Here is a 17,934-nt window from a genome sequence, read left to right on the forward strand (position 1 = left end):
GGCCGCTTACACCATGCCGTCGTCGGCGGTGATCACGGCACCGTTGATGAACTGCGACTGGTCCGAGGACAGCAGCAGCAGCAGGCCATCGAGGTCCTCGGGCTTGCCCAGGCGCTTGCGCGGCAGCATCTGGATCAGCTTCTGGCCCGCCTCGGTGTCCCAGTGGTGGTGGTTGATATCGGTGTCGATATAGCCCGGGCAGATGGCATTGACATTGATGCCGTGGCGCGCCCATTCCAGCGCCATGGCGCGGGTCATGTGCACCACCGCGGCCTTGCTCATGCAGTAGACGCCGATCTGCGACAGCACCTTCAGCCCCGCTACCGAGGCGATGTTGACGATGCGCGACTGCGGCAGCGGGTTGCCCGTCTTCTCCGCGCCCTTGGCCCGCGCGATCATGCGCTTGGCCACTTCCTGCGCCACGAAGAAGGCGCCGCGGGTATTGGTGTCGAAGACGAAATCGAAGTCGTCGGGGCTGACGTCGGTCAGCTTCTGCGTGGTCGACACGCCCGAATTGTTGACCAGGATATCGATGGCGCCAGCCTCGGTCTCGGCGTGGGCGACGGCCGCGCGGATGCTGTCGGGATCGGTGACATCCAGCCGCACGACGTGGGCGTTGCCGCCCTCGGCCTCGATGGCCGCGCGCAACTCCTTGAGCCGCTCGGTACGGCGCGAAGCCAGTACCACCTTGGCGCCGGCCGCTGCCAGCACGTGAGAAAAGCGCTTGCCCAGACCACTCGAGGCACCGGTCACCATTGCGACCTTGCCTTCCAGATTAATCGACAAACCCATGATGACCTCTGTTTGCGGAAGGAGCCAGGCACCCGCCCCAGGGCGCGCGCTTTCCGTCCCTTCCTGCCTGGATCTCGCATGCTGCCGCCGGCCCCGGCCCGCAGGGCCAGGTGTGGCGAAAGGCAGCATACCAAAAAAACGAACGATCGTTCAAAAAAAATCCTTGCCTGCGGGTGGCGAGTCCCGGACAATGCCGGAGATTCTAAGAACTTGGCAGGCAAAGGGAAAGAGGGAAAAATCCCACTGCCCGGTTTGCATGAAGACCGATCACCGCATATCCCACAAATTGCAAAGGATAATGCCCCGAGTCCCGCACGCGAAAGCGGCGGAGCCTGGATGCCATCCCGCGCACGCTGCAAAGAAAACAGAGGGTTAGAGACAAATGGATCAGCAACAGCTCCTGGAGCAGTTCGGCCCCCGCGAGGCCATGGAGTATGACGTCGTCATCGTCGGCGGCGGCCCCGCGGGCCTGGCGACCGCCATCCGGGTGAAGCAGCTCGCGCAGGAGAAGGGCAACGACGTCAGCGTCTGCGTGCTGGAAAAAGGCTCCGAGGCCGGCGCCCACATCCTGTCCGGCGCGGTGATGGATCCGCGCGCAATCGACGAGCTGCTGCCCAACTGGAAGCAGGACGGTGCCCCGCTCAACCAGCCCGTGACCGGCGACGACGTGCTGTTCCTGAGCGAGACCGGCGTCAAGCGCACGCCCGACTGGCTGGTGCCGCGCAACTTCCATAACCACGGCTGCTACGTCATCTCGCTGTCCAATGTCGTCAAGTGGATGGCGACGCAGGCCGAGGCGCTGGGCGTGGAGATTTTCCCGGGCTTTGCGGCAGCCGAGGTACTGTACGACGACAAGGGCGCGGTGCGCGGCGTCGCCACCGGCAACATGGGTATCAGCAAGGACGGCGAGCCGACCGAGAACTTCCAGCTCGGCATGGAACTGCTGGGCAAGTACACGATCTTCGCCGAAGGCGCGCGCGGCCACCTGGGCCGTCAACTGCTGGAGAAGTACAAGCTGACCGCTGGCAAGGACCCGCAGACCTTCGCCATCGGCATCAAGGAATTGTGGGAAATCGACCCGGCCAAGGCCAAGCCAGGCCTGGTGGTGCATACGGCCGGCTGGCCGATGCAGGACGACACTTTCGGCGGCGGCTTCCTGTACCACCTGGAAGACAACAAGGTCACGCTCGGCTTCGTCATCGGCCTGGACTACCAGAACCCGTGGCTGAACCCGTTCGAGGAAATGCAGCGCTGGAAGACCCACCCGGCCATCCGCGCGCATATCGAAGGCGGCAAGCGCATTGGCTACGGCGCCCGTGCGATCAACAACGGTACGCCGCAGGCCCTGCCCAAGACGGTGTTCCCGGGCGGCGCGCTGGTCGGCTGTGACGCCGGCTACCTGAACGCCGCGCGTATCAAGGGTAGCCATGCGGCCATCAAGAGCGGGATGATGTGCGGTGACGCCGTGTATGAGGCCGTCACCGCCGGCCGTTCGGCGGATGAACTGTCCGCCTACCCGGCCGCCTTCGAGCAGAGCTGGCTGAAGGAAGAACTGGACCAGTCGCGCAACTTCAAGTTGTGGTTCAAGAAGAGCCCGACGCTGGGCAAGATCATGACCGGCGTCGAGCAATGGCTGCTGCCCAAGATCGGCGTCGCCAGCCCGCCCTGGACGCTGCACGGCACGAAGAAGGATAACCAGGCGCTCAAGCCGGCGGCGGAGTGCCCGAAGATCGCGTATCCGAAGCCGGACGGCAAGCTGACCTTCGACCGCCTGTCCTCGGTCTTCATCAGCAACACCAACCACGAGGAAAACCAGCCCGCGCACCTGACGCTGAAGGATGCGACCGTGCCGGTCAAGATCAACTGGGACAAGTACGCGGGCCCCGAGAGCCGCTACTGCCCGGCCGGCGTGTACGAGTTCGTGCAAGGCGACGATGGCAAGGAACGCCTGCAGATCAACGCGCAGAACTGCGTGCACTGCAAGACCTGCGACATCAAGGACCCGACCCAGAACATCGTCTGGGTCACGCCGGAAGGTGGCGGCGGCCCGAACTACGTGGGCATGTAAGAGGCGCGCCGCGGACACACGCGCGGCGAAGCGGTTAGGGAAAACGGCAGCCGGCGCGCTGCCGTTTTTTTTGTAGCGCCATCTATACTTTTTCCATGGTTCGCCGGCCGCCTTCCGGGCGGCGTGTGGCGCTCCGCCAACATGGAGGAGGTGGTGCGATGGAATTGTTCTCTCGGATCCTGCTCTGCTATGACGGCTCGCGCGAAGGGCGCCGGGCCCTGCGCCTGGGCGCGGAACTGGCGCAACGCGTGGGCGCCGAGACCCACCTGCTGGCTGTCCTCGACAATGCCTATTGGATCCGGGGCTATGACGCCGCAGTGATGGAAGCCACGCTGGTCGAGGAACAGTCGGCGCGGGAAATCCTGCGTGAAGGCGTCGAGAAACTGGAGGCGCGCGGCATCAGCGCGACCGGGCACTTCGCCACCGGCAGCCCGATCGACCAGATCGCGCGCATGGCCGACCGGATCCGTGCCGACCTGATCGTGGTGGGACACAAGCGCTGCGGCCTGCTGGCGCGGTGGTGGGCCGGACAGGGGCACGGCCTGCTGCTCGACAAGGTGTCCTGCAGCGTGCTGGTGGCCGTGGACACCGGCGAGGGACCGGCCCACGAGTGAAGGCAGGGGTTGCGCGCGGACCCGCGCGCCCCGCCCGGCAACGAAGATGGGCACGTCGGGCCAGCCGGGCAGCCGGCACCCGGCATTGTCAGCAGCCCCCGGCTGTGGCATTCTTGTGCAATGCACACGACGATGTCTTTCCCGCTTTGCACCTGGTGGCGCTCCTGAAGGAGCGGCATCGTCACATCCATTCCCCTGACCATGTCCGCCGCAGTCTGGCCGGCATCGCGTCATCTTCTTGCCTCGCTCGTCCTGCGGCGGATTCCAACGGAACCCGGCAATGCAAGACAAGCAAGATACCCCTGACCCGACCCGTCTCAATGTCCTGACCGGCGACCGGCCGACCGGCGCGCTGCACCTCGGCCACTACGTGGGCTCGCTGAAGACCCGCCTTACACTGCAGGACACGCATCAGCAGACCCTGCTGGTGGCCGACACGCAGGCGATGACAGACAACGCCGACGATCCCGACAAGGTACGGCGCAATGTGCTGGAAGTCGTGCTCGACTACCTGGCGGTCGGCATCGATCCGGCCAAGAGCACCATCGCGCTGCAGTCCGGCCTGCCCGCACTGGCGGAACTCACGCTGCTGTACATGAACTTCGTCACGGTGGCCCGGTTCGAGCGCAATCCGACCATCAAGGAAGAAATCCAGGCGCGTGGCTTCGGCCGCGACATCCCGGCCGGCTTCCTGTGCTATCCCGTGGCGCAGGCCGCCGATATCACGGCCTTCCAGGCCAGCGTGGTGCCGGTGGGCGAGGATCAGGCACCGCTGATCGAGCAGACCAATGAAATCGTGCGCCGGATCAACCGCCAGGCGGGGCGGCCGGTACTGCTGGAAGCGCAGGCCCTGATCCCCGCCATGGGCCGCCTGCCCGGCGTCGACGGCAAGGCCAAGATGAGCAAGTCCCAGGGCAATGCCATTCCGCTGTCCTCGACGCCAGATGAAATCCAGGCTGCCGTCAAGCGCATGTACACCGACTCCGGCCACCTGCGCGCCTCCGACCCCGGCAAGGTCGAGGGCAACGTGGTCTTCACCTACCTCGATGCCTTCGACGAGGACCATGCCGAAGTCGAGCGGCTCAAGGCAGCCTACCGCGCCGGCGGCCTCGGCGACATGGTGCTCAAGCGTCGCCTGGACGAGAAGCTGCAGGCCTTGATCGCCCCCATCCGCGAACGGCGCGCGCAACTGGCGCGCGACCCGGCCTACCTGATGGAGGTGCTGCGCGAGGGCACAGCGCGCGCCCGCGCCGTGACGCAGCACACGCTGGACGAGGTGCGCACCGGCCTGGGACTCTTCTCGCTGTTCGGCGCGGCGTGCTGATCGCGGCCGCGCCACACCCTTCTCCTACAGGGGCAGGCGCGAGCCGGACAGCAGCTGCTCGTAGATAAAGCAGTGCAGCAGCGTCAATTCTCGCTCGCCCAGGCTGTCAAAGGCCACGCTGAAGGCCGGAAAGTTCTCGTCGCCCGCCTCCGCCGGCACATTGCGCACCCAGGCGGGAATATTGACTTCGCAGTCGAAGGCAGCGGTACGCAGCTGAAAGCGCAGCCACACGCGGCTGTCCGGCCGCGGCGCCGGGCCCACGGCCTGCAGCAGCGCACCGCCCAGGCTCAGGTCGGACAGCACGACCAGCCGCTCGCCGTCTTTCGCCTGCGCCTGCGCAGCGGCCTGCGCGCCCTGCATGGTTTCGGCCTCGCCCTCCTCCTCGTACAGGAAGGCAGCCAGCCGCGTCGGCACTCTCGCGGCCTTGCGCACGGGCAACTGCTCCGACTGCGTGGGTGCCGACAGCACGAGGTAGCGGAAAGGGCTGCGGCAGACGGCCGTGATGGTCGAGCGGAAGCTATAGATCGCCTGCCCGGAGAAGCCCCGCAGCAACAGCGTCTCGCCCGCCTCGATGGGCTGCTCCCGGCCACCGAGCTGCGGCCAGGAAATGAACAGAGCCTGTTCGATGAAGCCGATCAGCCGGCTGGCCGCGGCGCGCTCGGACCCGCCCGGCACCTTCACATGCAGCAAGGTCCCCACCGGCAGGCCGAGCGGGCCGCTGCTGGCGCGGCCCTCCTCCGCACCGCCCTGCGCCGGCTCGGTCTCATGGCGGCTGAGCCCGCCGTGGCGGAAGACCAGATCGACGTCGCGTGCGTCGTGGATGACGTTGCCACTGCCGAGCACGCAATTGCCCGCATCGTCGAGCAGCGTCCAGGGCAAGGGCTGCCCCACGGGGAGATCGGTTGGAGAGAGCGGAATCAAGTGCATGCGCGACAAAGCCTCAGCAGGAAACGTGGCAGGCGGATGCGGGCACGGATGGCGCCGTGCGGCGTCCGCCACCTGATTCGCTTGCTATCGGCCGGCCCGCCGAAAAGTTAAATCCGCGTGACAAAGCAGCGTGAGAATCGGCTGGCGCCGCCTGCGCGGGCCGGGCAGCGTCGTCCGGCACCTTGACGGCGGCAGCCCGCGTCCGCAGAATACGCCAAATGCTGTCAGACAGCCTGACAAATCCAAGAATCGCCATGAACACGCTGCCCCGCCCTGCTTCGCTTGCCAGCCGCATCGCCGACACACTGCGTGCGGATATCGTCGGCGGTCGCTTTGCCGCCGGCGCCCGGCTTCCCGCGGAATCCGCGCTCGCCGATGCCTTTGGCGTCAGCCGGCCGATCGTGCGCGAGGCCATCGCCCTGCTCAAGGCGGATGGCGTGCTGGTGACGCGCAAGGGCTCGGGGGCCTATGTCTCCGACACGCCGGGCGGGCAGGTCTGGCGCGTGAACAGCGCGCCCGATGGCGGGCCCACACCGGCCCAGCTGTTCGAACTGCGCATGGTGGTCGAGGCGGCTTGCGCCGAAATGGCCGCCACCCGGCGCACCGAGGCCGACCTTGCCGCCATCCGCGCGGCGCTGGAGGCCATGCGCACGCAGGCCGAGGATTTTGCCCGCGCCGCCGCGGCCGACGTGGCCTTCCACCACGCCATCGCCGCCGCCGCGCACAACCCCTGCTTCACCAGCCTGACCGACCTGGTCGGACAGCATCTGCTGCACGCGCGGCAGACGGCATGGGAGAACGCGGCGCGCTTTCGCGGCGGCTACCGCGCGGCCGACGCCGAACACGCGGCGCTGGTCCACGCGATCGCCGCCGGCAACCCTGCCGCGGCGCGGCAGGCGGCGCGGCGCCACCTGATGGCGGCGGCACGGCGCATGGGGCTGGAGGTCGGCTGAGCAGCGGGATCGGGCTGCGCAGGCGGAGCAGCACCATCAACAGGAAGCAGCGGCGCGGCGGCGCCCTGCCGACTACAAAAAACGACGAGAAACAACGAGGAAGCACGATGGAACAAGTGGATTGCGTGGTGGTAGGTGCCGGCGTGGTCGGCCTGGCGGTCGCCCGGGCGCTGGCGATGCAGGGCCGCGAGGTGATCATCCTGGAAGCGGAGAATGCCTTCGGCACCATCACCAGCGCGCGCAACAGCGAGGTGATCCATGCCGGCATCTACTACCCGGCCGGCTCGCTCAAGGCGCAGCTATGCGTGCGCGGCAAGTCCATGCTGTACGACTTCTGCGCTTCCCACCACGTCAGCCACCAGCGCTGCGGCAAGCTGATCGTGGCGACCAGCGAGGCACAGGTCGCCACGCTGGACGGCATCCGCGCCAAGGCCGCGGGCAACGGTGTCGACGACCTGCGCCTGCTCACGCGCGACGAAGCCCGCAGCCTGGAGCCCCAACTGGAATGCCGGGCCGCGCTGCTATCGCCGTCCACCGGCATCATCGACAGCCACGGCCTGATGACCGCGCTGCTGGGCGACGCCGAAAACGCCGGCGCCATGCTGGCGGTGCAATCGCCCGTGCTGTCCGGAGCGATCGGCGATAACGGCATCCGGCTCGAGGTCGGCGCCGAAGACGGCAACACCACGCTGCTGGCGCGCACCGTCGTCAACGCCGCCGGATTGACCGCGCCGGCGCTGGCCCGGCGCATTGCCGGCATGCCCGCCGCCCACATCCCGCCGCAGTATTACGCCAAGGGCTGCTATTTCACGCTGGCCGGCCGGGCGCCGTTCACGCGGCTGATCTACCCCGTGCCCGAGGCCGCTGGCCTCGGCGTGCACCTGACGCTGGACCTGGGCGGGCAGGCACGCTTCGGCCCCAATGTGCGCTGGATCGACGAGATCGAATACAGCGTGGATCCGTCCGATGCCGACAGCTTCTACGACGAGGTGCGGCGCTACTGGCCCGGCCTGGCGGACGGCGCGCTGCAACCCGGCTATGCCGGCATCCGCCCGAAGATCAGCGGCCCGGCCGAGACCGCGGCCGACTTCCGCATCGACGGGCCTGCCACGCACGGCGTGCCGGGGCTGGTCAACCTGTTCGGCATCGAGTCGCCGGGACTGACCGCCTCGCTGGCCATCGGCGAACAAGTGGCGGCCTTGCTGGCCTGAGCTACACGCACCCCGCCGCGGCCCGCGGCGGCGCACTGCCGGCCTGGTCTAGGGAGCGGCCGGCCTTTCGGACCCGGGCTCCCCCGCGAAGCTCGCCCATGCGCACAAGGCGCCCACAAGCGCCGCCAGCGCGGCAAGGCCGAAGGTGTGCTCAGGCGCGAGCGTCTTCCATGTCCAGCCCATCGCCAGCCCGCCCAGGGTCCCGCCCAGGCCGTAGGAAATCCCTGTGTAGAGAGCCTGGCCGCGACCCTGCAGGGGGCCGGCAAACCAGTGCTGCAGCCGCTTGAGGCTGGCGCTGTGGTGGGCGGCGAAGGTCGCGGCGTGCAAGACCTGCACGGCAGCCATCAGCCACGCTACCTGCGCCAGGTAGCCGGTCAGGCCGAAGCGCAGGGCCGCGAGCACGAAGGTGCCGGCCAGGATCAGGCGCAGCGGAATGCGCGCGAACAGCCGGCCCTGGTAGAAGAAGAACACGATCTCCGCGACCACGCCGATGGTCCACATCACACCGATCGCGAACTTGCTGTAGCCAAGCTGCTCCAGGTAGAGCGAGTAGAAGACATAGAGCGCCGCGTGCGCAAACATCATCAGGAAGGACGCCGCCAGGAACCACGCAACGTCGGCGCGCAGCAGCAAGGGCACGGCCGGCGGCGGCCGGGTGCGCGGCCCATCCTCCGGCGCGTCCCGCATCCCTGCCACCACCAGCGCGAACAGCGCCAGCGTGGCACTCGCCAGCCAGGGAAAGGCATCGATGCCGACACGCTCGAACAAGGCGCCGCCAACCAGCACCGAGGCGATGAAGCCGGCCGAGCCGAACATACGGATGCGGCCGTAGCGCTGGTCGAAGGCGCCGTAGCGCCGCAAGGTGGAGATGGTCAGCGCATCGCCCAGCGGCGACATGGCACTGGTGACCAGGTTCAGGGCGAGCATGATGGCCATCATGCCGCCATAGCCGCGCACGGCGGGCACAGCCAGGCAGATGAGCAGCGCGCCTACCGCGGTCAGCCGCAGGATGCGCACCCGCGTGTGGGTCACATCGGACAGCCAGCCCCACAGGTACGGCCCGCCGATGCGGGTGACCTGGAAACAGGCCATCAGCACGCCGATCTGCAGCGCAGAGAAGCCTCGGCCGGCAAAGAACAGGCTGACGTAGGGCGATACCACGCCCACGTAACCGTAATAGCCCAGGTAGAACAGGCCGAAGCGCGTCAGCGGCACGCGCGCGGCCGCGGTCTGGGCTGCCGGCAGCAACTCAGCCCTGTGGCGGAGTCTGGGTGGGCGCTTGGGCGGCGATACGCGGCGTGTCCACGCGCACATCGCCGCACTGCGCGCGGTGGCGCAGCGCGTGGTCGATCAGCACCAGGGCCAGCATGGCCTCGGCGATCGGCGTGGCGCGGATACCCACGCAGGGATCATGACGCCCGAAGGTCTCGACGGTGGCCGGCTGGCCGGACTTGTCGATCGACTCGCGCGGGGTGCGGATGCTGGAGGTCGGCTTGATCGCCAGCGAGGCCGTGATGTCCTGCCCGGTGGAAATGCCGCCCAGCACGCCGCCCGCGTTGTTGCTGCGGAAGCCCGCGGCCGTCATTTCGTCGCCATGCCCGCTCCCGCGCTGCGAGACGCTGTCGAAGCCGGCGCCGATCTGCACGCCCTTGACCGCGTTGATGCCCATCAGCGCGTACGCGATGTCGGCATCCAGCTTGTCGAACAGCGGCTCGCCCAGGCCGACCGGAACATGGGTGGCCACCACCTCGATGCGCGCGCCGACCGAGTCGCCGTCGCGGCGCAGCGCATCCATATAGGTTTCCAGTTCCGGCACGATATCCGCATTGGGCACGAAGAACGGGTTCTCGCCGACATGCGACCAGTCGATGAAGGGCACTTCGATCTCGCCCAGCTGCGACAGGTAGCCGCGGATCTCGGTGCCGTACTGCTCGCGCAGCCACTTCTTGGCCACCGCGCCGGCCGCCACCACGGGTGCCGTCAGGCGCGCCGACGAGCGGCCGCCGCCGCGGTAATCGCGGATGCCGTACTTCTGCCAGTAGGTGTAGTCGGCATGGCCCGGACGGAAGGTCTCGGCAATATTGCCGTAATCCTTGCTGCGCTGGTCGGTATTGCGGATCAGCAGGCAGATCGGGGTACCGGTGGTCTTGCCCTCGAACACGCCGGACAGGATCTCCACCAGATCGGCCTCCTGGCGCTGCGTCACGTGGCGCGAGGTGCCGGGCTTGCGCCGGTCCAGCTCGACCTGGATATCGGCCTCGGTCAGCGCCATGCCCGGAGGGCAGCCGTCGATCACTGCGCCGATGGCCGGGCCGTGCGATTCGCCGAAGGTGGTGACAGTGAAGAGCAGGCCGAAGGTATTGCCGGACATGATGGAAACCGCACAGAAAGATGGGACGGCCTACATTGTAAGGCCTTTGTGCCGCTTTGCCGCTTTGCCGCTTTGCTGCTGTGCCGTTCTCCTGCAATTGCGCGGAACACGCCGCGCAGCCCGCCGGATACCGCGCACGGCGGGCAGGCCTGGCTCAGGCGGCCCGCGCCGGCAGCGCCGGCGCCGCTCCCGGGACGGCCAGATCCGGATAGTACTGGCAGCGCATCCGGTCCACATAGGCCACCAGGTTGGCGTGCGACTCCGCCGCCGTACGGATCGGCGACTCGAACAAGGGGCAGAGCGCACCCATGGCGAAAGCGAAAAGCGTGGCGTCCGCGCCACATGGGCGCTCCCCCATCAAGTAGGGCTTGTCGCCGAGGATGTCGGCGATCGAGGCAATGCCCTTGGCCGCAAGCGCCACCAGCTCCTCCGGCGCATGCCGGCCCAGGCCCTGCGCCCACAGCGTCTGCTTGACCTTGCGCCGCACCAGGGCCCCCACCATGCGCCGCAAGGGGCTTGGCACGGCCTGGAAGAACTGCGAGGGTCCCTTGGCGAAGTTGTCGGCATCCAGCCAGCGCTCCCGCGCGATGGCCCAGTACAGGTTGTCCTCCATCAGCTTCTCGACGGCCCAGGTAATGCCGCGCTCCGCCGCGCTCAAGCCCTCGTCGAAGTCGATGTGGTAGGTCTTCTCGATATGCCAGCGGATCAGCGTGGAGTCCGCCACCATGCGCCCCATATCATCCAGGTAAGGCAGCTTGCCCTTCGGCGCGTGGCGCAAGCTGCCACGCTCGGTGCGGTACGGCAGGCCGGCGAGCTTGAGCAGCATCTCCGCCTTGGTGACGAAAGGACTGGCATCGGGCAGGCCGAAGGCCGGACCGAAGGTGTAGAGGACGATCATCGGCGCCTGCTCCCTGGAAGAATGATTGCCCCGCTGCCGTGCGCTACCTGCGCTATTGCCAATCTCCGCGCAGGTCCAGCACGATCTGGCGCAGCCCTTCGGGCGTCACCGCCTCCGGCGCGATGGGCTCGCCCACCACCAGCTCCAGCCGGCTCAGCACGCCGCGCCGGAATGGGCGCGACATCGCCGCGCCGCCCTTGCGTGAGAAAAAGCTGCCCCAGAGGCCGCGCAGCGCCATGGGCACCACCGGCACCGGCGTGCGTTCGATGATCTGCTGCACGCCCTGCTTGAAGGCGTTGACCTCGCCGTCGGCCGTGATCTTGCCCTCTGGGAAGATGCAGACGAGATCGCCCTCGGCCAGCGCCTCGGCCACCTGGTCGTAGGCATGCGAGAGCAGGCCGGCATCCTCGTGCGCCGGCGCGATGGGAATGGCGCCCGCCTGCCTGAAGAACCAGGACAGCAAGGGCACCTTGAAGATGCGGTGGTCCATCACGAAGCGCACCGGACGCGGGCTGGCCGCCATCAGCACCACGGCGTCGGCAAAGCTGACGTGGTTGCACACGAGCACCGCCGCCCCCTCGGCCGGGATGCGCTCCGGGTTGATCCGGCGCAACCGGTACACGGTGTGCACCAGGATCCAGGCGATGAAGCGCAGCAGGAATTCCGGCACCAGCGAATAGACGTAGACCGCCACCGCGGCATTGAGCACGCCGACCACCAGGAAGAGCTGCGGAATGGTGTAGCCCGCCTGCGTCATCGCCACGCCCAGCAGCGAGGCGCCGATCATGAACAGGCTGTTGAGGATGTTGTTGGCCGCAATGATGCGGGCGCGATGGGTAGGCGCACTGCGGCTCTGGATCAGCGCATACAGCGGCACACTGTAGAAGCCGCCGAACATGGCCAGCAGGAAGAGGTCGGCCAGCACGCGCCAGTGGCGCGGGTCCTGCAGGAAGGCCTCGATCCCGGATAGCCCGGTGTGGTGCTCGCCGTGGCTGGCGAAGTACAGCTCGATGGCGAACACGCTCATGCCGATCGAGCCGAACGGCACCAGGCCGATCTCCACGTGGCGCCCCGACAAGCGCTCGCACAGCAGCGAGCCGGTGCCGATGCCAAGGGAGAACACGGCCAGCAGCAGCGTCACCACGTTCTGGTCGCCGCCAAGCACCTCCTTGGCGAAGCCGAAGAAGGAAGTCAGCATGGTGGCGCCCAGGAACCACAGCCACGAGATGCCCAGCAGGCTCAGGAAGACGGTGCGGTTCTGGCGCGCCAGCATCAGGTTGCGCCAGGTCTCGGTCAGCGGATTCCAGTTGATGCGCAGTGCCGGCTGGGGGGCCGGCGAATGGGGGACGCGAGCCGACACGATCCGGCCGGCCACCGCCAGCCCCAGGCAGGCAACGCCCACATAGAGGGGGCCCACCACTTCGCCGCCGCGGCTCAGGCCGGCCAGTTCGCCACCCACCAGCGTGCCGATCAGGATGGCGACGAAGGTACCCATCTCCACCAGGCCGTTGCCGCCGACCAGCTCCGATTCGTCGAGGTGCTGCGGCAGGTAGGCGTACTTGACCGGGCCGAACAGCGTGGAGTGCAGGCCCATCAGGAAGGTACAGGTGTAGAGCGCCGCTGCGCTGTGCCACACGAAGCCGGCCAGCGCCAGCGTCATGATGACGATCTCCAGCGACTTCACCATCCGGATCAGCCGCGACTTTTCGATCTTGTCGGCGATCTGCCCGCTGGTGGCCGAGAACAGCACGAAGGGCGCGATGAAGACGGCCGAGATCAGGAAGGGCGCGCTATGCGGATCCACGCCTTCGAACAGGGCGACGTGGTAGGTGACCAGCGAGGTGAAGGCCACCTTGAAGACGTTGTCGTTCATCGCCCCCAGGAACTGTGTCCAGAAAAAGGGGGCGAAGCGGCGCGCGGAAAGCAGCTTGAATTGGCTTTGTTGGCTCATGTAGACGCAAGGATTGACCCGTCACGAGCGGGGGTGCTGCGTGAACGCGCCGCTTGCGCGCGGGCGCGCAGGACGCGCCCGCCTGCCGCGCCCTGGCTCAGTCGGCCCGTTCCTCGGGCCAGTCGCGGATGTAGGCCTTGAGCATGCGGTTCTCGAAGCTCTGCTCCTCGACCACCGCCTTGGCCACGTCATAGAACGAAATCACGCCCATCAGGGTGCGGTTGTCCATCACGGGCAGGTAGCGCGTGTGCCGCGCCAGCATCATCCGGCGCACCTCATCGACGTCGGTCTCCATGGTGCAGGTCAGGGGCGCATCGTCCATCACCTTGCGGATGCTGGCGGTGCCCACGGTGCCGTTGTTGGCGGCCAGGGTCTGGATGATCTCGCGGAAGGTCAGCATGCCGACGAGGTCGCCGTACTCCATCACCACCAGCGAGCCGATGTCGTGCTCTGCCATGGTGTGGATGGCCTGCAGCAGTGACGTGTCCGGCTTCACGGTGAAGAGCGTATTGCCCTTGACATGCAGGATGTCGCTGACTTTCATGTTGGTCTCCGCTGGGTCTGGCTGGAAGCTCGTGCAGGAAGCTTGTGGGATAGCCGGTATTGGTAGTCGATTTGTTGGCCTGGCGCCAGGAGCGCTGCACAGCCTCATGCGCCGATCCTAGCCGAAACGGGCCGCCCAAGTAAAGCGCGAGCGGCTTGAAAGACGCCCGGGGGTGCCGGAGGCGGCGCGCGGTGCTACGATGCACGCCGGAATCCACTTCAGCCCGCCTCATCATGTCCGGTACCCGATTCGACACCTTGGCGCTGCATGCCGGCGCCGCGCCCGACCCCGCCACCGGGGCGCGCGCCACCCCCATCCACCTGAGCACCTCCTTCGTCTTCCGCGACAGCGAGCACGCCGCTTCCCTGTTCAATATGGAGCGCGCGGGCCATGTCTATTCGCGCATCTCGAACCCGACCGTGGCGGTCTTCGAGGAGCGCGTGGCAGCGCTGGAGAATGGCGTCGGTGCCATCGGCGTGGCCTCCGGCCAGGCCGCGCTGCACCTGGCCGTCGCCACGCTGATGGGCGCGGGCTCGCACATCGTGGCCTCGAGCGCGCTGTACGGCGGCTCGCACAACCTGCTGCACTACACGCTGCGCCGCTTCGGCATCGAGACCACCTTCGTCAAGGCACGCGACATCGACGCCTGGCGCGCGGCCATCCGCCCCGAAACCAAGCTGCTGTTCGGCGAAACGCTGGGCAATCCGGGGCTCGACGTGCTCGATATCCCGACGCTGGCCCAGCTTGGCCAGGAGCACAAGATCCCGCTGCTGGTGGACTCCACCTTCACCACCCCCTACCTGCTCAAGCCCTTCGACCACGGCGCCGGCCTGCTCTACCATTCGGCCACCAAGTTCCTGGGCGGCCATGGCACCACCATCGGCGGTGTGCTGGTTGAGGGCGGCACCTTCGATTTCCAGGCGTCCGGCCGCTTTCCCGAGCTGTCCGAGCCCTACGAGGGCTTCCACAACATGGTGTTCACCGAGGAAAGCACGGTGGCGCCCTTCCTGCTGCGCGCGCGCCGCGAGGGCCTGCGCGACTTCGGCGCCTGCATGAACCCGATGGCGGCCTGGCAACTGCTGCAAGGCATCGAGACCCTGCCGCTGCGCATGCAGCGGCACGTGGACAACGCCCGCCGCGTGGTGCAGTTCCTGGTGTCGCATCCGATGGTGGATTCGGTGGCCTATCCGGAGCTGGAGTCGCACCCCGACTACGAACTGGCCAAGCGGCTGCTGCCGCGCGGCTGCGGCGCGGTGTTCAGCTTCAACCTGAAGGGCGACCGTGTCGCCGGCCAGCGTTTCATCGAAAGCCTGACGCTGTTCTCCCACCTGGCCAACGTCGGCGACGCCCGCTCGCTGGTGATCCACCCGGCCTCGACCACACACTTCCGCATGGACGCCGCGGCGCTGAAGTCGGCCGGCATCAGCGAGGGCACCATCCGCCTGTCGGTGGGCCTGGAAGACCCGGACGACCTGATCGACGACCTCAAGCGCGGCCTCAAGGCGGCCGAGAAATCCATGAGCGGCAAGGGAGGGCAAGCCTGATGGAACTGACCGTTTCCGGCCGCAAGGCCTACGCCTATACCGGCGGCAAACCCTTCGATCCCGCCCTGCCCTGCGCGATTTTCGTGCACGGCGCCCAGAACGACCACAGCGTCTGGGCCTTGCAGACGCGCTGGTTCGCCAACCACGGGTTCTCGGTGCTGGCAGTGGACCTGCCCGGCCATAACCGCAGCGAGGGCGAACCGCTCGCGACGGTCGAGGCCATGGCCGACTGGGTCATCGAACTGGCGCGCGCCGCCGGCGTGCAGGCGCCCGCCTTCGTCTTCGGCCACAGCATGGGCTCGCTGATCGCGCTGGAATGCGCCGCACGCCATCCCGAGGCGGTGCGCGCCGCCGCGCTGCTGGCCACCGCCTATCCGATGAAGGTGTCCGATGCGCTGCTGCAGGCCTCGCTGGAGCGCGAGGGCGATGCCATCGCCATGGTCACCAACTGGTCGCTGTCGAGCCTGGCCAACAAGCCCTCCTCGCCCGGCCCGGGCTCGTGGATGCACGGCGGCAACCAGCGGCTGATGGAGCGCGTATCGCAGCGCAATCCCGGCGCCCATGTCTTCCATACCGACTTCTCGGCCTGCAATGCCTACGCCCACGGCGAGGAAGCCGCGGCCGCCGTGCGCGGCCCGATGCTGTTCATCTGCGGCAGCAAGGACATGATGACCTCGCCCAAGGCCGCACGCGCCCTGGCAGCCAAGATGGCATCGGCCAGCGTGGTCACGGTCGACTGCGGCCACGCGATGATGGGCGAGAAGCCCGATGAGGTGCTGGACGCGCTGGCCGGCTTCGCGCGCCAGGTGGTGGCGGCCGGCTGAGGCCGAAACGCGTCGATGGGCTACGCGTGGCGGCCTGACGCCGGCCGCACCGCAGCATGCCCGGCGCACGGCGGCGCGCTACACTGTCCTCCGGATGTATCAGAAAGAGAACAGGAGACCGCCATGCGCCCGGCATCCACGCGCGAATTCGACAGCTTCGCCGCCTTCTATCCCTTCTACCTGAACGAGCACCGCAACCGCACCTGCCGCCGGCTGCATTTCGCCGGGTCGACCGTCGCGCTGCTGTGCCTCGGCGCCCTGGCGCTCACCGGCAATGCCTGGTGGTTGCTCGCAGCGGCGGTATCCGGCTATGCCTTCGCCTGGGTCGGGCACTTCGCCTTCGAGAAGAACCGGCCTGCCACTTTCCGCCACCCGATATACAGCCTGATGGGCGACTGGGTCATGTACGCGGATATCCTGCGGGGACGCATCCCGTTCTGAAGGGGAAGCGCAGGCGCCGCCGCCGTATCCGCGCCCCCGTTTCAGACCTGCCCGTGCCAGCCCGGCGGCACCACCTCCAGCGGCCGGCGCCGACCGCCGCCATCGCCGTCTCCGCCACCGGCGCCATCGGTACCAGCGCCAGCCGCGGGGTGTTCCGCCTGCCTGAACACCGACTCCAGCGAGCGGTCGAGCTGCGGATTGTCGAGCAGGGCCTTCAGCTCGTCCCCGCCATGCAACTGCTGCGCCAGCGCCGAACGGGCCAGCCGCGGCAGGTTGAGCACCAGCCGGTTGTGCAGCGTGCGCAGCGTCACCTGCGCCGGGTCGCACAGCAGTGCCCAGTGCGCTTGCCCGCGCTCCTGCTGCAGGCGCCCGATCAAGTGCATGGCCTTGAGCTTGCCGAGCAAGCCCGCCAGGTAGTCGGCCTCCACGCGCAGCTTGCGCCCGAGGTCCAGCTCGCCGATGCTGCGCGGCATCTCGTCGCGCGCCTTGTACAGCAGGTAAAGCACCCCCAGCGCATCGAAGAACTCGCTGCCGGCGAACGTGCGCCGGCGCCAATGGCCCAGCCGGATCACCGGCAGATTGGCGGCAATGGTGGCGCCCAGCAGCGTCACCAGCCAGCTCAGGTAGATCCACAACAGAAAGAGCGGCAGCGCCGCGAAGGTGCCGTAGACCGCCGTATAGGTGGGGATGTGGGTGATGAAATAGCCGAAGCCGCGCTTGGCCAGTTCGAACGCCAGAGCTGCCACCAGGCCCGCGGCGATGGCATCGCGCCAGTCCACGTAGGCGTTGGGCACCGTGATGTAGAGAAAGGCGAAGGCCAGCGCCGACAGCAACACCGGCGCCAAGCCCACCACTAGGCCGACGCCGAACGGCACGGTGCCGACGTAGCCGGCCGAGACCGAGATCAGGTAGGAGCTGATCGACAGGCTGGCACCGATCAGCACCGGCCCCAAGGTCAGCGCAGCCCAGAACACCAGCACCCGCTGCGCCAGCGGCCGGCGCCTTTGCACGCGCCAGATGGCATTGAGGGCGTTCTCCACGGTCAGCATGGTCAGCACGGACGTCACCATCAGGCCGCCCAGGCCCATCGCCGTCAGGCCGCGCGCGCTCTTGGAGAACTGCGCGAGGTAGCTCGAGATCGAATCGCTGACGTTGCCTGGTATCAGGTTCTGGAACAGGAAGGCCTCGATCTGCGCGCGGAAGTCGCGGAAAACCGGGAAGGCGGCAAGCAGCGCAAAGGCCACCGTCAGCACCGGCACCACCGACAGGAAGGTGGTGAAGGTCAGGCTGGCCGCCACCTGCGGCAACTGGTCCTCGCTGGCGCGGCGCAGCACATAGCGCATCAGCGCGCGCAGCTTCTGCAGGTTCCAACCACGGCGCAGGCGATTCAGGCGGACGGAAAACATTCGATGAAATACTCCTACTCCAGTGTCGATGCCCGCGCGGCCAGAGCTGGCGCCGGGGCCACATCT

The 17,934-nt window shown here is 67.8% G+C and carries 16 protein-coding genes; 8 read left to right on the forward strand and 8 right to left on the reverse strand.

The window, feature by feature from the left end:
* Positions 1-6: 6 nt before the first annotated feature.
* Positions 7-792, reverse strand: a complete 786-nt coding sequence (locus AC1Z3O_RS10695) for an SDR family oxidoreductase (RefSeq protein ID WP_483515698.1) — start codon at positions 790-792, stop codon at positions 7-9.
* 382 nt (positions 793-1,174) lie between these two features.
* On the opposite strand from AC1Z3O_RS10695, the gene AC1Z3O_RS10700 reads away from it, so the two are divergent.
* The 3 genes from AC1Z3O_RS10700 (at position 1,175) to trpS (ending at position 4,798) form a co-directional block, all read left to right on the forward strand.
* Positions 1,175-2,860, forward strand: a complete 1,686-nt coding sequence (locus AC1Z3O_RS10700) for an electron transfer flavoprotein-ubiquinone oxidoreductase (protein WP_483515699.1) — start codon at positions 1,175-1,177, stop codon at positions 2,858-2,860.
* Between the two features lie 158 nt (positions 2,861-3,018).
* Complete coding sequence (locus AC1Z3O_RS10705; protein WP_483515700.1) at positions 3,019-3,474, forward strand: universal stress protein; 456 nt, start codon at positions 3,019-3,021, stop codon at positions 3,472-3,474.
* Between the two features lie 280 nt (positions 3,475-3,754).
* Positions 3,755-4,798: a tryptophan--tRNA ligase gene (gene trpS / locus AC1Z3O_RS10710; protein WP_483515701.1), complete on the forward strand. Its 1,044-nt coding sequence runs from the start codon at positions 3,755-3,757 to the stop codon at positions 4,796-4,798.
* A 24-nt stretch (positions 4,799-4,822) separates the two neighbouring features.
* On the opposite strand, the gene AC1Z3O_RS10715 is transcribed toward trpS, so the two are convergent.
* The gene (locus tag AC1Z3O_RS10715; RefSeq protein WP_483517577.1) at positions 4,823-5,719 is read right to left on the reverse strand and encodes a flagellar brake protein; all 897 of its coding nucleotides are present in this window, start codon (positions 5,717-5,719) and stop codon (positions 4,823-4,825) included.
* Between the two features lie 260 nt (positions 5,720-5,979).
* Between AC1Z3O_RS10715 and AC1Z3O_RS10720 the strand changes: the two genes are divergently transcribed.
* Positions 5,980-6,678: a FadR/GntR family transcriptional regulator gene (locus AC1Z3O_RS10720; RefSeq protein WP_483515702.1), complete on the forward strand. Its 699-nt coding sequence runs from the start codon at positions 5,980-5,982 to the stop codon at positions 6,676-6,678.
* A 107-nt stretch (positions 6,679-6,785) separates the two neighbouring features.
* A complete protein-coding gene (locus AC1Z3O_RS10725) occupies positions 6,786-7,889 on the forward strand; it encodes an NAD(P)/FAD-dependent oxidoreductase (RefSeq protein ID WP_483515703.1) in 1,104 nt (367 codons plus the stop codon).
* Between the two features lie 48 nt (positions 7,890-7,937).
* Here the strand turns inward: AC1Z3O_RS10725 and AC1Z3O_RS10730 are convergent, their stop codons facing one another.
* From AC1Z3O_RS10730 to AC1Z3O_RS10750, 5 genes are all read right to left on the reverse strand, one after another.
* Positions 7,938-9,137 (reverse strand): MFS transporter, encoded by a 1,200-nt coding sequence (locus AC1Z3O_RS10730; RefSeq protein WP_483515704.1) that lies wholly within the window; start codon positions 9,135-9,137, stop codon positions 7,938-7,940.
* Position 9,138: 1 nt separating this feature from the next.
* Complete coding sequence (gene aroC / locus AC1Z3O_RS10735; RefSeq protein WP_483515705.1) at positions 9,139-10,260, reverse strand: chorismate synthase; 1,122 nt, start codon at positions 10,258-10,260, stop codon at positions 9,139-9,141.
* A gap of 154 nt (positions 10,261-10,414) precedes the next feature.
* Positions 10,415-11,158, reverse strand: coding sequence for a glutathione S-transferase C-terminal domain-containing protein (locus tag AC1Z3O_RS10740; RefSeq protein WP_483515706.1), 744 nt, complete (start codon positions 11,156-11,158; stop codon positions 10,415-10,417).
* A 52-nt stretch (positions 11,159-11,210) separates the two neighbouring features.
* Positions 11,211-13,109: an MFS transporter gene (locus AC1Z3O_RS10745; RefSeq protein WP_483515707.1), complete on the reverse strand. Its 1,899-nt coding sequence runs from the start codon at positions 13,107-13,109 to the stop codon at positions 11,211-11,213.
* A 97-nt stretch (positions 13,110-13,206) separates the two neighbouring features.
* Positions 13,207-13,653, reverse strand: a complete 447-nt coding sequence (locus AC1Z3O_RS10750; protein WP_483515708.1) for a CBS domain-containing protein — start codon at positions 13,651-13,653, stop codon at positions 13,207-13,209.
* Between the two features lie 233 nt (positions 13,654-13,886).
* Here AC1Z3O_RS10750 and AC1Z3O_RS10755 point away from each other — a divergent pair, with 233 nt between their 5' ends.
* From AC1Z3O_RS10755 to AC1Z3O_RS10765, 3 genes are all read left to right on the forward strand, one after another.
* Positions 13,887-15,197, forward strand: coding sequence for an O-acetylhomoserine aminocarboxypropyltransferase (locus AC1Z3O_RS10755; RefSeq protein WP_483515709.1), 1,311 nt, complete (start codon positions 13,887-13,889; stop codon positions 15,195-15,197).
* The gene (locus AC1Z3O_RS10760) at positions 15,197-16,021 is read left to right on the forward strand and encodes an alpha/beta fold hydrolase (RefSeq protein WP_483515710.1); all 825 of its coding nucleotides are present in this window, start codon (positions 15,197-15,199) and stop codon (positions 16,019-16,021) included. Before AC1Z3O_RS10755 ends, AC1Z3O_RS10760 begins: the two co-directional genes overlap by 1 nt.
* A gap of 123 nt (positions 16,022-16,144) precedes the next feature.
* Positions 16,145-16,462, forward strand: coding sequence for an Mpo1-like protein (locus tag AC1Z3O_RS10765; protein ID WP_483515711.1), 318 nt, complete (start codon positions 16,145-16,147; stop codon positions 16,460-16,462).
* A 41-nt stretch (positions 16,463-16,503) separates the two neighbouring features.
* Here AC1Z3O_RS10765 and AC1Z3O_RS10770 read toward each other — a convergent pair whose 3' ends face one another.
* Positions 16,504-17,868, reverse strand: a complete 1,365-nt coding sequence (locus AC1Z3O_RS10770; protein WP_483515712.1) for a YihY family inner membrane protein — start codon at positions 17,866-17,868, stop codon at positions 16,504-16,506.
* Positions 17,869-17,934: the final 66 nt, after the last annotated feature.

It is taken from the genome of Cupriavidus sp. 09_S30 (assembly GCF_056930435.1).